Here is a 13,693-nt window from a genome sequence, read left to right as displayed (position 1 = left end):
CTACAAGGCCGCCACCGAGTTCAAGGGCAAGCCCACGGTCATCCTGGCGCACACGGTCAAGGGCTACGGCCTGGGCACCCACTTCGAGGGCCGCAACGCGACCCACCAGATGAAGAAGCTCACCCTCGCGGACCTCAAGGCCTTCCGCGACCACCTGCGCATCCCGATCACGGACGACCAGCTCGAAGCGGACCTCTACCGGCCGCCGTACTACCACCCCGGCATGGACTCCCCGGAGATCCAGTACCTGATGGACCGCCGCAAGCAACTCGGCGGCTTCGTCCCCGAGCGGCGCTCCAAGCACGCCGACGTCACCCTCCCGGACGAGAAGGTCTACGAAGTCGCCAACCGCGGCTCCGGCAAGCAGCACGCCGCCACCACCATGGCGTTCGTCCGCCTGCTCAAGGACCTCATGCGGGACAAGGAGTTCGGCAAGCGGATTGTCCCGATCATCCCCGATGAGGCACGCACCTTCGGCATGGACGCGTTCTTCCCGACGGCGAAGATCTACAACCCGAACGGCCAGAACTACCTCTCCGTGGACCGCGAGCTCGTCCTGGCGTACAAGGAGTCCATCTCCGGCCAGATCGTGCACGCCGGCATCAACGAGGCCGGTTCCGTGGCAGCCTTCACCGCCGCCGGAACGTCCTACGCCACCCACGGCGAACCGCTCATCCCGGTCTACGTCTTCTACTCGATGTTCGGCTTCCAGCGCACCGGCGATTCCTTCTGGGCCGCCGCCGACCAGATGACCCGCGGGTTCATCATCGGCGCCACGGCCGGCCGCACCACGCTGACCGGCGAAGGCCTGCAGCACGCCGACGGACACTCCCCCATGCTGGCGGCAACCAACCCGGCCGTCATCACCTACGACCCGGCATACGGCTACGAGATGGGCGTCATCATGCGTGACGGCCTCAACCGGATGTACGGCCCCGGCGAAGCCGGGAAGGAAATTGCCGACAACGATCCGTCGCGGAACGTGATGTACTACATCACTGTCTACAACGAGCCGATCGTGCAGCCGCCCGCACCGGCGGAACTCGATGTCGAGGGCATCATCAAGGGCATCTACCTGCTGGCGCCGGCCAAGATTGACGGCCCGCGCACGCAGATCCTTGCCTCGGGTGTGTCTGTTCCCTGGGCCCTGGAAGCCCAGCGGGTCCTCGCCGAGGACTGGGGCGTCTCGGCGGATGTCTGGTCCGTGACCTCCTGGACCGAACTGCGCCGCGACGCCATGGCCGCCGAGGAAGACTCCTTCCTCAACCCCGGCCAGCCCGCCCGCGTCCCGTTCGTGACCCAGCAGCTCGCCGGCGCCACCGGTCCGATCGTGGCCGTCACTGACTACATGAAGGCCGTACCGGACCAGATCCGGCAGTTCCTGCCGAACGAGTTTGCCTCGCTCGGCGCTGACGGCTTCGGCTTCTCGGACACCCGCGCCGCGGCACGCCGCTTCTTCAAGAACGACATCCACTCGGTTGTGGTCCGTTCCCTTCAGATGCTGGCCCGCCGGGGCGAAGTGGATGCCCAAGCACCTGCCCAGGCCATCGAGAAGTACCGCCTGCACAACGTGAACGCCGGCACCACCGGCAACGCGGGCGGCGACTCCTAACCGCGCTTCAGCGCAAGAGCGAACGTTCGACGGCGGCTCCCACCGAAAGGTGCGGGCCGCCGTCGGGCGTTTAACCGCCTCACCTCTCTCCTGCCTCCCTCCGGGGGGTGCTCTGGACTGCCGCGGGCCGCTGTGATGCAGGACAAGGGCAGTTGTAGCCTTCGCACAAATGGAGCTTGGGCGGCCCGCCCCGTATGCTCAATGCATGGCAGAGCCGATCACCACTCCCGAAAAACGCAAGCCGAGCTCGAGGGCGATGACTCCGGAGAAAGCAGAAACCCTCAAGAAGCTCCGGGCCAGTGTGGGCCAGCTGTCGACGACGACGCTGCGCCAGTTGGAGAAGTCCCTGCCGTGGTATGGCCGGCTGAACTCGGATGAACGTTCCGCCCTGGGCATGGTGGCCCAGAACGGCATCGCGGCTTTCGTCACCTGGTACGAACGGCCGAGTTCGCCGTCGTGGATCCTCTCCGACGTCTTTGGTACCGCGCCCACCGAACTGACCCGCTCCATCAGCCTGCAGAAGGCGCTCCAGCTGATCCGGATCGTGGTGGAAGTCGTCGAGGACCAGGTCCCGGTGATCGCCCCGGAAGCGGACCAGGGGGCCCTCCGGGAGGCCGTGCTGCGCTACTCGCGGGAGGTCGCGTTCGCGGCCGCCGACGTCTATGCCCGCGCCGCGGAATCCCGCGGCTCCTGGGATACCCGGCTGGAAGCCCTGATTGTCGATGCCATCCTCCGCGGCGAAAACACCGACGCGCTGCGGTCCAGGATCGCGGCCCTGGGCTGGAAAGCACAGGAACGCTTCACCGTCATGGTCGGAAATTCCCCGTCCGAACCAAGCGCCAGCTACGTCAGCGAACTGCGGCGCACGGCGGGGCGTTTCGCCGAGGACGCCCTTGTGGGGATCCAGGGCGACCGCCTCATCCTGATCCTGGGCGGGGTCCACGACCGGGAGACCGCGTACCTGAAACTCAGCGAACTCTTTGCCCCCGGCCCGGTGGTCTACGGCCCGGAGGCCGGGTCCCTCCTCGAGGCCAGCGGCTCCGCCCAGTCCGCCTTTGCCGGCCTCACCGCGGCCCGCGCGTGGCCTTCCGCGCCGCGCCCGGTGGCGGCCGATGACCTGCTCCCGGAGCGGGTGATCTCCGGCGACGACGCCGCCCGCCGCTCGCTGGTCAAGAACATCTACCGCCCGCTTCTGGCCGCCTCCAACGGGCTGGTGGAGACCCTCGGCACGTACCTCGAACTGGGCCATTCACTCGAGGCCACGGCCCGGGAACTCTTCGTCCATGCCAACACAGTGCGCTACCGGCTCAAGCGCGTCTGCGACGTCACCGGCTGGGATCCGCTGCTGCCGCGGGAGGCGTTCGTGCTCCAGACCGCCCTCGTCGTGGGCCGGCTTTCTGCCCCGCCGAAGGCCCCCACGGAGCGGCAACCTCCCCGCAACGGCTCCTGAACCGTTGTAGACTTCCTACAAACTGACCCAGTGAGCTTGGTGCATGAAAACACGAATGTTCACGCGGTAATTTGGAAAGCTGGTTACGTGCTTGCAATCGTTTGCCCTGGACAGGGCTCCCAGACCCCTGGTTTTCTGGCCCCTTGGCTGGAACTGCCACCCGTCGCAGGCCTCCTGGCCTCCCTCAGCGAAATAGCAGGCATCGACCTCACCGCCCACGGCACCACCTCCGATGAGGAGACCATCAAGGACACCGCAGTCGCGCAGCCCCTGATCGTCGCTGCGGGCCTGGTGACGGCAAAGTCGCTGTTCGACGTCGAACTCGGCACGCTTCCCGTCATCCTTGCGGGCCACTCCGTCGGCGAAATCACCGCCGCTTCCCTCGCCGGTGTCTTGTCGGAGTCCGAAGCCATGACGTTTGTCCGCGAACGCGCCAACAGCATGGCAGCCGCTGCCGCCGCCACCCCCACCGGCATGAGTGCCATCGTGGGCGGCGACCCCGCCGAGGTCCTGGCAGCCATTGGCGCCGCCGGGGCCACGGCCGCCAACGTCAACGGGGCCGGCCAGACCGTAGCCGCCGGCACCCTGGAGCAGCTGAAGGCCCTGGCGGAGAACCCGCCGGCCAAGGCCCGGGTCATTCCGCTGAAGGTCGCGGGCGCATTCCACACCTCGCACATGGCCCCCGCGGGCGCGGCCCTGCAGGCCCTGCGTCCGTCGCTGCACCCGAAGGACCCGCAGGTGCCGTTGCTGTCCAACTTCGACGGCGCGGAAGTCACCGACGGCGCCGCCGCCGTCGACAGCCTGATCGCCCAGGTCTCCCGGCCGGTCCGCTGGGACCTGTGCATGGAGACGATGGTGCAGCGCGGCGTGACCGGCGTCATCGAGCTGGCTCCCGCCGGAACACTGGCGGGCCTGGCCAAGCGCGGCATGCCCGGCGTCAAGACAGTCACCGTCAAGACCCCGGACGATCTTTCCGCGGCCCTGGCCCTATTTGCAGAACTGGAGGGAGGGGCATGAGCGTTCCCACTCTGAAGCAGGCACCGGTGCAGGCAAACACCCGCATCATGGGTATCGGCGCTTACCGGCCCAGCGTGATCGTGACCAACGAGGACGTGTGCCAGTGGATCGACTCTTCGGATGAGTGGATCCGCCAGCGCACGGGCATCATCACCCGGCACCGCGCACCCGCCGATGTCAGCGTGATTGACATGGCCGAGGGCGCCGCACGTGAAGCCCTGCAGAAGGCAGGCATCGAGGCCTCCCAGCTCGGCGCCGTGATCGTCTCCACGGTCACCCACCCGTATGCGACCCCGTCCGCCGCAGCGAGCCTCGCCGACCGCCTCGGCGCGACGCCGGCCCCGGCCTTCGACATCTCGGCGGCATGCGCCGGCTACTGCTACGGCATCGCCCAGGGCGACGCCCTGGTGCGCTCCGGCGCGGCCTCCTACGTCCTGGTGGTCGGTGCCGAAAAGCTATCCGACGTCATCGACAACACGGAACGGACCATTTCCTTCCTGCTTGGCGACGGCGCGGGCGCCGTCGTGATCGGCCCCTCCGACACCCCGGGCATCGGCCCCTCGGTGTGGGGTTCGGACGGCAGCAAGTGGGATGCCATCGGCATGACCCACTCCATGCTGGACATCCGCGAGCTCGCCCTGACCGGCAAGCGCGCCGCCGTCAGCGATGAGGAAGCGGCCGTGACCGACGCGTCCCTGTGGCCGACCCTGCGCCAGGACGGCCAGACTGTCTTCCGCTGGGCCGTGTGGGAGATGGCCAAGGTGGCCCAGCAGGCCCTGGACGCCGCCGGCATCCGGTCCGAGGACCTCGCCGCGTTCATCCCGCACCAGGCCAACATGCGCATCATCGACGAGATGGCCAAGAAGCTGCAGTTGCCCGAGACCGTCAAGATCGCCCGCGACATCGCCGACGCCGGAAATACGTCGGCGGCGTCCATCCCCCTGGCCACCCACCGCCTGCTTGAGGAAAACCCCGAGCTCAGCGGCGGGCTGGCGCTGCAGATCGGCTTCGGAGCCGGTCTGGTCTTCGGCGCCCAGGTGGTCGTGCTTCCTTAGGCAGCCACCGCTTTCCGAACTAAATACGTTCCACCCGTTTCACCCTTGCACCGCATGTCCTTCACTTTCAGGACCCGCCCCGCATGCTGTGCTCGCAAGCATTCCCGCACCAAGCCGAACCCTCGGTTTGAATCATTTCCGCCCGTAGGCTGCCGGCATTTCACCGGCAGCCGAGGGCAATAACCAGAAAAGGAGCCATCAATGGCTAGCAACGAAGAAATCCTGGCCGGCCTGGCTGAAATCGTCAACGAAGAGACCGGCCTGGCCACGGAGGCTGTCGAAATGGACAAGTCCTTCACCGAGGACCTGGACATCGACTCCATCTCGATGATGACGATCGTGGTCAACGCCGAAGAGAAGTTCGGCGTCCGCATCCCGGACGAAGAGGTCAAGAACCTCAAGACCGTCGGCGACGCCGTCGGCTTCATCGCCAACGCCCAGGCCTAGTCTGGCTTCCGCCGGTATCGGCGGACCCCGGTGACCGGTCCGGGCGCTGCAGCAGTGCCCGGACCGGACCACCAACAATTGAACGACCCCAAAGTTTCCCCTCGCAGGCCCCGGCCATCCCCTTCGCGGTTCCGGATACGGCAGGCGCACCGACAGAGAGTGATCCCATGGCACGCAAAGTAGTCATTACCGGTCTGGGTGCCACCACACCCATCGGCGGCGATGTCCCCACAATGTGGAAGAACGCGCTCAAGGGCGTCTCCGGCGCGCACACGCTTGAGGACGACTGGGTGGCCAAGTACGAGCTGCCTGTCCACTTCGCCGCACGCGCCTCCACCCCTGCCCTGGATGTCCTGACCCGGGTCGAGGCCAAGCGCATGGACCCGTCCACCCAGTTCGCCGTGGTCGCATCCCGCGAGGCGTGGGCCGACTCCGGCATCACCGAAATCGACCACGACCGCCTGGCAGTTGCCTTCGCGACCGGTATCGGCGGCGTCTGGACCCTTCTGGATGCCTGGGACACCCTGCGCGAAAAGGGTCCCCGCCGCGTCCTGCCCATGACCGTGCCCATGCTGATGCCCAACGGCCCAGCCGCCGCGGTCAGCCTGGACCTGGGCGCCCGCGCCGGCGCCCACACCCCCGTTTCCGCCTGCGCGTCCGGCACCGAGGCCGTGCACGTGGGCCTGGACCTGATCCGCGCCGGCAAGGCCGACGTCGTCGTGTGCGGCGGCGCCGAAGCCGCCATCCACCCGATGCCGATCGCCGCCTTTGCCTCGATGCAGGCCCTCTCGCGCCGCAACGACGATCCCGAGCACGCCTCACGCCCCTACGATCGTGACCGCGACGGCTTCGTCATGGGCGAGGGCGCCGGTGCCCTGGTGCTCGAGGCCGAGGAACACGCCCTGGCCCGCGGCGCCCGGATCTACGCCGAATTGGCCGGCACGTCGGTCACCGCCGACGCCTACCACATCACCGCCCCAGACCCCCAGGGCCTGGGCGCCACCCGCGCGCTGAAGGCTGCCATGTTCGACGGCCGCATCCAGCCCGAAGACATCGTGCACGTGAACGCGCACGCCACTTCCACTCCGGTCGGCGACAAGCCCGAGTACGCGGCCCTCAAGGCCGCCCTGGGCAAGCACGTGGACTCCGTCGCGGTCTCGGCCACCAAGTCCCAGATGGGGCACCTGCTCGGCGCTTCCGGTGCCGTGGAGGCCGTGCTGACCGTCATGGCCATCTACGACCGCAAGGCGCCGGTGACCATCAACCTCGAGAACCAGGATCCGGAAATCCCGCTCGACGTCGTCACGACCGCCCGCGACCTGCCGGCCGGCAGCATCGCCGCGCTGAGCAACTCGTTCGGCTTCGGCGGCCACAACGCCGTGATCGCGGTACGCAGCGTGTAGCTGCACGACCAGCAGCACGCCCGCAGCACGCCGGGACGGCAGATGGCGGCAATGTTCTTCGTGAACATTGCCGCCATCTGCTTTTGGCGCCTTGCTATGGAATTGCTGAGGTGGTGCGCCCGGTGAGGCCCTAGCCGACCTGGTGCAGCCAGCGCACGGGGGCGCCTTCGGCGGCGTGCCGGAACGGCTCGAGTTCCTCGTCCCAGGCCTCGCCCAGGGCGAGGGAGAGTTCGTGGTAGACGGCCGAGGGGTCGCCTGCGCCGGATTCGTAGGCGTAACGGATGCGGTCCTCGGACACCATGATGTTGCCGTGGACGTCAGTGGTGGCGTGGAAGATCCCGAGCTCCGGGGTGTGCGACCAGCGGCCGCCGTCCACCCCCTGGCTCGGCTCCTCAGTGACTTCATAGCGCAGGTGGGCCCAGCCTCGCAGAGCGGACGCCAATTGAGCCCCCGTGCCCGGCGTTCCGGTCCACGACAGCTCGGCCCGGAACATTCCGGGCGCGGCAGGCTGAGCGGTCCACTCCAAGTCCGTCCGCTTGTCCACGACAGACCCTATGGCCCACTCGACGTGGGGGCACAAGGCAGTCGGGGCCGAGTGAACGAACAACACACCTCGGGTCAGTGCAACAGACATTCCATCCTCCATAGCTGTAGGTACGTCTTCCCCAACGACCTGTGCCTGGATGTCTGTCTGTTGCGCGGATCCGAATTTATGCCGGCGGTCCCTGCCAGACTACTAATATACAACCGGGTTCAAAGCTGGGACGTGGTGCATTCCAGCTTCAAGTTCAACTTGAAACTTCCCGGGCGTGAGTTTTATTCTGCCTTACCCCTCCTAATTACGCCAGTGCGATTCGGCGCGTCTTTTCCGGCGCGCCGTGCACGGTTCGGCAGTCCTGCAGGTGGACCCTGGTCCGCTTGGCGCCGGGCAGGTATGCGGGCGGAATCCCGGGCAGGAATCCGGGCCGAATTGTGCGCCTTTCCGGCCGGCCGGACGCGCCCGGCCGGCGATCCTCAGGCCCGGGGGTGCGCCTGCTGGTAGCTCTGCCGGAGCCTCTCGACGGACACGTGGGTATAGATCTGGGTGGTGGCAAGGCTGCTGTGCCCGAGGATTTCCTGCACGGCGCGCAGATCGGCCCCGCCGTCGAGCAGGTGGGTCGCTGCGGAGTGCCGCAGGGCGTGCGGCCCAGTGGCGGCGGTGTCTCCCAGCCGTTCCAGCATCTCCTTGACCACGCTGCGGATCTGGCGCTGGTCCACCCTTCCGCCGCGCGCGCCCAGGAAGAGCGCCGGGCCGCTGGTCCCGGTAGCGAGGGCCGGCCGGCCCCGGCGGAGCCAGTCATCGACGGCGAGCGCCGCCGGCAGCCCGTAGGGTACCGTGCGTTCCTTGTTGCCCTTGCCGAGCACCCGGAGGGTTCTGCGGTCCGGGTCGAGGTCGTCAACGTCCATGCCGGCCAGCTCGCCAACCCGGACACCGGTGGCGTAGAGCAGCTCCACCATGGCACGGTTGCGCAAGGCCAGCGGTTCCCCCTCGGCCGAGGCGGATTCGGCGTCGTCCACGAGCCGCCGGACCTGTTGCTGGTGCAAGACGCCGGGCAGGGACTTCTCCCGCTTTGGCGCCTTGAGCCGCAGGGCGGGGTCGGCTTCGATCAGCTCCTCACGGACAGCCCAGGCGGTGAAGGCCCTGGCGGTGGCGGCGCGGCGGGCCAGGGTGGCGCGGGACTTCCCGGACTCGCTCTGGGCGCCAAGCCAGCGCCGCAGGGTCCCGAGCTCCAGCCCGGCAAGGTCGTGGACGCCCTCGGTTGCGGCGTGCGCGAGCAGGCTTTCGACATCGGAAAGATAGGCCCGCACGGTATGGGCGGACCTGCCCCGCTCCGCTTCCAGGTAGCGGCCGAAGCGTGCGGCGGCGAGCTGGATATCGCCGTCGGGCGCGGCGGGCGGGGCAGCGGGGGGATCCTGTGTAGACACCCTCTTACTCTGGCAGTATTCCCCCGGCATTCAAGGAGCCGGTCGGCGAGCCGCTTCTTCCCGGTGAAGCAAGCCATCTCAGTCCGCCTTCCCGGAGCGTTTCCAGCCGCCGTGCCGGGATTCGGCCAGCCCCAGCAGCCCCAGCCGGCCAAGACCGGCTCGGACCGAGTCCGGGCCCAGCCCGGCCACCGCGGCCAGCTTCTCGACCGAAGTAGTGGTCCGAAGCGGCAGGGCATCGAGCAGTATCAGGTCCTCCAGGGTCAGGCCATCGTGGGCTTCGGACCGGCCTGCCTTGTCCGGGGGCATCGCCTCGCCGCTCGGGGAGGCGAGCTCGGCGATCTCCCCGGCATCCGTGACGCATACCGCGCCACCTTCACGGAGAAGCCGGTGGCAGCCGGCGGAGTTGGCGCTATGGATGGAACCGGGCACGGCGCCCACGGCCCTGCCCAGACTTTCGGCATGGTGGGCCGTGTTGAGGGCGCCGGAGCGCCACCGGGCCTCGACCACGACCGTGACGGAGGCCAACGCCGCAATGAGCCGGTTCCGCTGCAGGAACCGGTAGCGGGTGGGAGCGGACCCGGGCGGAACCTCGGCCAGGACCGCGCCGCGGTTCGCCACGGTCCGCAGCAGGTCCTCATTGCCGGCGGGGTAGAAGCGGTCCACTCCCCCGGCCATGACGGCAATGGTGGGCACACCGCCCGCGCTTCCGGCCAGGGCCGCCCTGTGGGCGTGGGCATCAATCCCGTAGGCCCCGCCGGAGACGATCGTGAAGCCGCGCTGGGCCAGCGAGTAGGCGAGGTCGCCCGTCACCGATGCCCCGTAGCTGGTGCTGTCCCGGGAGCCCACGAGGGCAACGGACCGGGCCGCCGGGGGCAGCTCCTGTTCCACGCCGCGCCACCACAGGCACAGAGGCTCCTGCAGTCCGAGGTCCGCCAGCTGCCGCGGCCACAAGTCATCCGTGGGAATGATGAGGCGTCCGCCGAGCCGGTGCATGGTGGCCAGGTCCCGCTCCGGGGCGAGGTCGGGCACGCGCGGGGCCCAACGCTTCAGCCCCTCGCTGAGCCCGGACCAGCCGCTGCCGGACCCGCTGTCCACCAGGATTCCAGTGATCTCCTGTTCGAGCCCGGGACCGGCGGCCAGCGCGCCGCTGGCAATCCGCAGGGCGTCCTGCGCCCCCACTGCCTGGACCAGTGCCAGGGCCGCCGCGTCCTGCGGCTCGAACAGGCGGGCCAAGGCGGCGCGGGCTGTTCGTTCGTCATCAATCATGGTGGTTCCTTTCGCACGGCTGGGGTGGGCTTCGTGCCGGCAGGCTCAGGGTGAGACCGCGGCGGCCTGCCGCAGGCCCAGCGCCTGCCCGACGTCGTCTGCGTCCGGGACGTCGTGCCGGGACAGGTCCGCAAGGGTCCATGCGAGGCGCAGCACGCGGTCGTAGCCGCGGGCGGTCAGCACTCCGCGCTCCAGCGCGTAGTCCAGGATGCGGGTGGTGGGGGCATCGAGCCGCAGGGACCCGCGCAGCAGCCGCCCCGGCACCTGCGCGTTGGTTTCCATCCCGAATGGCAGCAGCCGGTCCAGCTGGCGGGCCCGGGCCGCCCGGACCCTTTCCGCGATGCTGGCCGTTCCTTCCTCGGCCGCAGGTTGGCCGAAGCCGGCGAGCGAGACCCGCTCGACTTGGAGCTGGATGTCGACCCTGTCCAGCAGCGGCCCTGACATCCGGGCCTGATACCGGCGGCGCATGATGGGCGTGCAGATGCAGTCCACTCCTTTGCCCGTTGCCTTGCCGCAGGGACAGGGGTTGGCTGCAAGGACCAGCTGGAACCGGGCGGGATAGGCCGCGGACCCGGCCGAGCGGTGGATGACCAGCTCACCGCTTTCCAGCGGCTGCCGCAGGGCGTCCAGGACGCCGCGGTCGTATTCCGGGGCCTCGTCCAGGAAGAGCACCCCGCGGTGCGCCCGGGACGCTGCCCCGGGCCGCGGCAGGCCGGACCCGCCACCGATGATGGCCACCGCGGTCGCGGTGTGGTGCGGGTTCTCGTAGGGCGGGCGGCGCAGCAGCTGCACGGAGCCCGACGGCAGCGAACACAGCGAGTGGATGGCAGTCACCTCCATGGCCTCGGTGTCGCCCAGGTCCGGCAGCAGCCCGGGCAGCCGCTCGGCGAGCATGGTCTTCCCGGCACCCGGCGGTCCGGTCAGCAGTACGTGGTGGGCACCGGCAGCGGCTACTTCCAATGCACGCCGCGCCGCCGCCTGGCCGGAGACATCGCACATGTCCGGCACCAGGGCGGGACCCGTGCCGGGTTCGGGGTGGCTGGAGTCCTCGGTCTCGGGTTCGAAATCGAGAGCGAGGTCCTGCGGGTCCGCGCCGCAGTCAAACGCGAGCCGGGCCAGTGTGGCGTAGCCCCGGACCTGCGCGCCGGGGACCAGCTCGGCCTCCGCCACGTTCGCCCGGGCCACGACGACCTCGGGGTAGCCGGCCCGGACCGCGGCCATCACGGCCGGAAGGATACCGCGCACGGGCCGCAGCCGGCCGTCCAGGCCGAGTTCGGCGATGAAGACCGTGCGGCCCGTGGGCCGGATGTCGTTCGCCGCCAGCAGCACGGCCATGGCGATGGCGAGGTCGAATCCCGAACCGCGTTTGGGCAGCGATGCCGGAATGAGGTTGGCCGTGATCTTCCGGCGACTTAGCGGGATCCCCGAATTCTGCGCCGCCGAGCGGATCCGTTCCTTGGCCTCGTTCAGTGAGGCGTCCGGCAGGCCCAGGATCACGAACGCCGGCAGGGTCTGGCCGATGTCGGCTTCGACCTCCACGATGTAGCCGTTGAGGCCCATGAGGGCGACGGAATAGGTCCGGCCCAGGGCCATCTACCCCACCCCTTTGAGGTGCTCGACGGCGGGCTCGCCGATGCCGTCGTCGACCACCGCGATCACGTCCACGCGGCACAGCGGCATCCACAGCCCCTGGGCACGGCACCACGCCGCTGCCAGCCGGTGGAGCCTGGCCAGCTTGTCCGCGCCGACAGCCTCAAACGGATGCCCGAAGGCCAGGGATTTCCGGGTTTTCACCTCGGCGATGACCAGCGCGTCGCCGTCGAGCGCGACAATGTCGATCTCACCCTCCGGGCAGCGCCAGTTCCGCTCCACGATCCGCATGCCGTGGGCCTGCAGGAAATCCGCCGCGAGGTCCTCTCCTCGCCGGCCCAGCACATCCTTAGCTCTCATGCCTCCAGCGTGGGGCGGTATTGGTATCAGGCACAGGGGGCATCGGCGCTATGTGGGAAACTCCCGGATGTTCCCTGGCAACGGGGATATAAGTCGACTGAATGATAGGCTCCCAGCCCACTTACGGGCCATGTACTGAAATGCACTGGTCATAGCGAAGCCGGCAGTCTGCGATCACCGCAGAGTCTGTCGAAGGTGGCTTCTGAGCTGAGCCGCCGATCACGTGCGGAGGCAGATCACCCCTGTGGGAGCCGGTGGATTCGCAGGCCGACACGGTCGACCGCCCGAAGGGGCCATGCTCGGAACTTTAAGGACCCCGCGTCGAGGACCGAGCCTTTGTCCGGATCGGTGGGCGGCATGAATGCAATCTCTAAGCTCCGCGGACGCGGGTGAGCCGGTCCCGATGGGATTGAGGAGTACCGCCCGTGCCTGGAACAAATGGATTCGCATGCGGGGGTCGGCATGTTGTCGTTATTCCTGCATGAAGGACTTGGCATGAACCCCGCCAGCTATCCCGGCTGGCGGGGTTCATTTGTCATACGCTGATGGCCGGTGTCTCTCTTCGGGCCATCCGTTCTTATTTGACCACCGCGGCGGTGGCGGCTGAGGTCTTCACGGCGGTGGTATAGCCGGTTTTGTACGCTGTGACCCTGACTGTCACAGCCTTGCCGACGTCGGCGCTGGTGGGTTTGTAAGCTACGGAGGTTGCGCCGGTGATCGCCGCGCCGGAGCGGTACCACTGATAGCGGGGACTGATCGTGGACGGTGACCAGATGCCAAGGTTGGCGGTGAGGGTCGACCCGACCTTGGCGGTACCCGTGATCTTCGGCGCCGGTCCAACCAACGAACCCTTCAGCACTGCCGCTGTCGCGGCTGAGGTCTTCACCGCGGTGGTATAGCCGGTTTTGTACGCTGTGACCCTGACTGTCATAGCCTTGCCGACGTCGGCGCTGGTGGGTTTGTAAGCTACGGAGGTTGCGCCGGTGATCGCCGCGCCGGAGCGGTACCACTGATAGCGGGGACTGATCGTGGACGGTGACCAGATGCCAAGGTTGGCGGTGAGGGTCGACCCGACCTTAGCGGTACCCGTGATCATCGGTGTCGGCCCGACCAGCGAACCCTTGACCACCGCGGCGGTAGCGCTGGACGTCTTGGCCATGTTGGCGAAACCGGCCTTCGATCCGGTCGCGGTCACTGTCAGCGTCTTTCCGACGTGGGCACTGGTCGGCTTATAAGTACTGCTTGTCGCTCCGAGAATGACGACGCCGCCGGCCTTCCACTGGTAGGCCAGGCTCACCGGAGCCGGACCCCAGGTTCCGGGGACGGCGGTAAGCGTCGAACCGACCTTCGCGGCACCAGTGATCGTAGGGGCCGCCCCCGAAAGGGAACCCTTGAACGCTGCCACCCACAGGGCCGGCGCGCCTGGGGCCAAAACATAGCCCATCTTCGCCCGCGCGCTCACGATGACGACCCAGGTCCCGGGATACGTACCCGCAGCCACGACTTGCCCGTCCACAAGGTACTCGAC

Annotated in this window: 11 protein-coding genes and 1 pseudogene; 6 read left to right on the top strand and 6 right to left on the bottom strand. The window is 68.3% G+C overall.

What is annotated here, in order from left to right; all coding sequences use genetic code 11:
• The 6 genes from AC1DRO_RS20965 to fabF all read left to right on the top strand — a co-directional run.
• Positions 1 to 1,612: transketolase-like TK C-terminal-containing protein (locus tag AC1DRO_RS20965; RefSeq protein WP_476952305.1), on the top strand; the 1,612-nt coding region annotated here is incomplete at its 5' end.
• A gap of 205 nt (positions 1,613 to 1,817) precedes the next feature.
• Complete coding sequence (locus AC1DRO_RS20960; protein ID WP_018773431.1) at positions 1,818 to 3,062, top strand: PucR family transcriptional regulator; 1,245 nt, start codon at positions 1,818 to 1,820, stop codon at positions 3,060 to 3,062.
• 87 nt (positions 3,063 to 3,149) lie between these two features.
• Positions 3,150 to 4,079, top strand: a complete 930-nt coding sequence (locus tag AC1DRO_RS20955) for an ACP S-malonyltransferase (protein ID WP_476952304.1) — start codon at positions 3,150 to 3,152, stop codon at positions 4,077 to 4,079.
• Complete coding sequence (locus AC1DRO_RS20950) at positions 4,076 to 5,134, top strand: beta-ketoacyl-ACP synthase III (protein ID WP_476952303.1); 1,059 nt, start codon at positions 4,076 to 4,078, stop codon at positions 5,132 to 5,134. Before AC1DRO_RS20955 ends, AC1DRO_RS20950 begins: the two co-directional genes overlap by 4 nt.
• Before the next feature lie 201 nt (positions 5,135 to 5,335).
• On the top strand, positions 5,336 to 5,581 hold the full coding sequence (locus AC1DRO_RS20945; protein ID WP_090578669.1) for an acyl carrier protein: 246 nt from the start codon (positions 5,336 to 5,338) through the stop codon (positions 5,579 to 5,581).
• Positions 5,582 to 5,748: 167 nt separating this feature from the next.
• Entirely contained in the window at positions 5,749 to 6,984 is a 1,236-nt protein-coding gene (gene fabF, locus AC1DRO_RS20940; RefSeq protein ID WP_028275211.1) for a beta-ketoacyl-ACP synthase II, read from the top strand.
• 130 nt (positions 6,985 to 7,114) lie between these two features.
• Here the strand turns inward: fabF and AC1DRO_RS20935 are convergent, their stop codons facing one another.
• The 6 genes and pseudogenes from AC1DRO_RS20935 to AC1DRO_RS20910 all read right to left on the bottom strand — a co-directional run.
• Positions 7,115 to 7,618, bottom strand: a complete 504-nt coding sequence (locus tag AC1DRO_RS20935; RefSeq protein ID WP_026266435.1) for a DUF3145 domain-containing protein — start codon at positions 7,616 to 7,618, stop codon at positions 7,115 to 7,117.
• A 380-nt stretch (positions 7,619 to 7,998) separates the two neighbouring features.
• Positions 7,999 to 8,949 carry a tyrosine recombinase XerC gene (locus AC1DRO_RS20930; protein ID WP_476944104.1) on the bottom strand — a complete coding sequence of 317 codons (951 nt, stop codon included), beginning with the start codon at positions 8,947 to 8,949 and terminating at the stop codon, positions 7,999 to 8,001.
• 78 nt (positions 8,950 to 9,027) lie between these two features.
• Complete coding sequence (gene dprA, locus AC1DRO_RS20925) at positions 9,028 to 10,215, bottom strand: DNA-processing protein DprA (RefSeq protein WP_476952302.1); 1,188 nt, start codon at positions 10,213 to 10,215, stop codon at positions 9,028 to 9,030.
• A 45-nt stretch (positions 10,216 to 10,260) separates the two neighbouring features.
• A complete protein-coding gene (locus AC1DRO_RS20920; RefSeq protein ID WP_476952301.1) occupies positions 10,261 to 11,808 on the bottom strand; it encodes a YifB family Mg chelatase-like AAA ATPase in 1,548 nt (515 codons plus the stop codon).
• Positions 11,809 to 12,165 carry a YraN family protein gene (locus tag AC1DRO_RS20915; protein WP_028275215.1) on the bottom strand — a complete coding sequence of 119 codons (357 nt, stop codon included), beginning with the start codon at positions 12,163 to 12,165 and terminating at the stop codon, positions 11,809 to 11,811.
• 577 nt (positions 12,166 to 12,742) lie between these two features.
• Positions 12,743 to 13,693, bottom strand: a pseudogene (locus tag AC1DRO_RS20910) (carboxypeptidase regulatory-like domain-containing protein); the annotation flags it as partial.

It is taken from the genome of Arthrobacter sp. P4_F11, from assembly GCF_056401395.1.
The sequence above is the reverse complement of the archived record's forward strand: the minus strand, read 5'-3'. Positions and strand labels throughout refer to the sequence as shown.

Coding starts and splice junctions, on each gene's coding strand:
- AC1DRO_RS20960 (WP_018773431.1), top strand. CDS start 1,818: ATGGCAGAGCCGATCACCACTCCCGAAAAACGCAAGCCGAGCTCGAGG.
- AC1DRO_RS20950 (WP_476952303.1), top strand. CDS start 4,076: ATGAGCGTTCCCACTCTGAAGCAGGCACCGGTGCAGGCAAACACCCGC.
- AC1DRO_RS20945 (WP_090578669.1), top strand. CDS start 5,336: ATGGCTAGCAACGAAGAAATCCTGGCCGGCCTGGCTGAAATCGTCAAC.
- fabF (WP_028275211.1), top strand. CDS start 5,749: ATGGCACGCAAAGTAGTCATTACCGGTCTGGGTGCCACCACACCCATC.
- AC1DRO_RS20935 (WP_026266435.1), bottom strand. CDS start 7,618: ATGTCTGTTGCACTGACCCGAGGTGTGTTGTTCGTTCACTCGGCCCCG.
- dprA (WP_476952302.1), bottom strand. CDS start 10,215: ATGATTGATGACGAACGAACAGCCCGCGCCGCCTTGGCCCGCCTGTTC.
- AC1DRO_RS20920 (WP_476952301.1), bottom strand. CDS start 11,808: ATGGCCCTGGGCCGGACCTATTCCGTCGCCCTCATGGGCCTCAACGGC.
- AC1DRO_RS20915 (WP_028275215.1), bottom strand. CDS start 12,165: ATGAGAGCTAAGGATGTGCTGGGCCGGCGAGGAGAGGACCTCGCGGCG.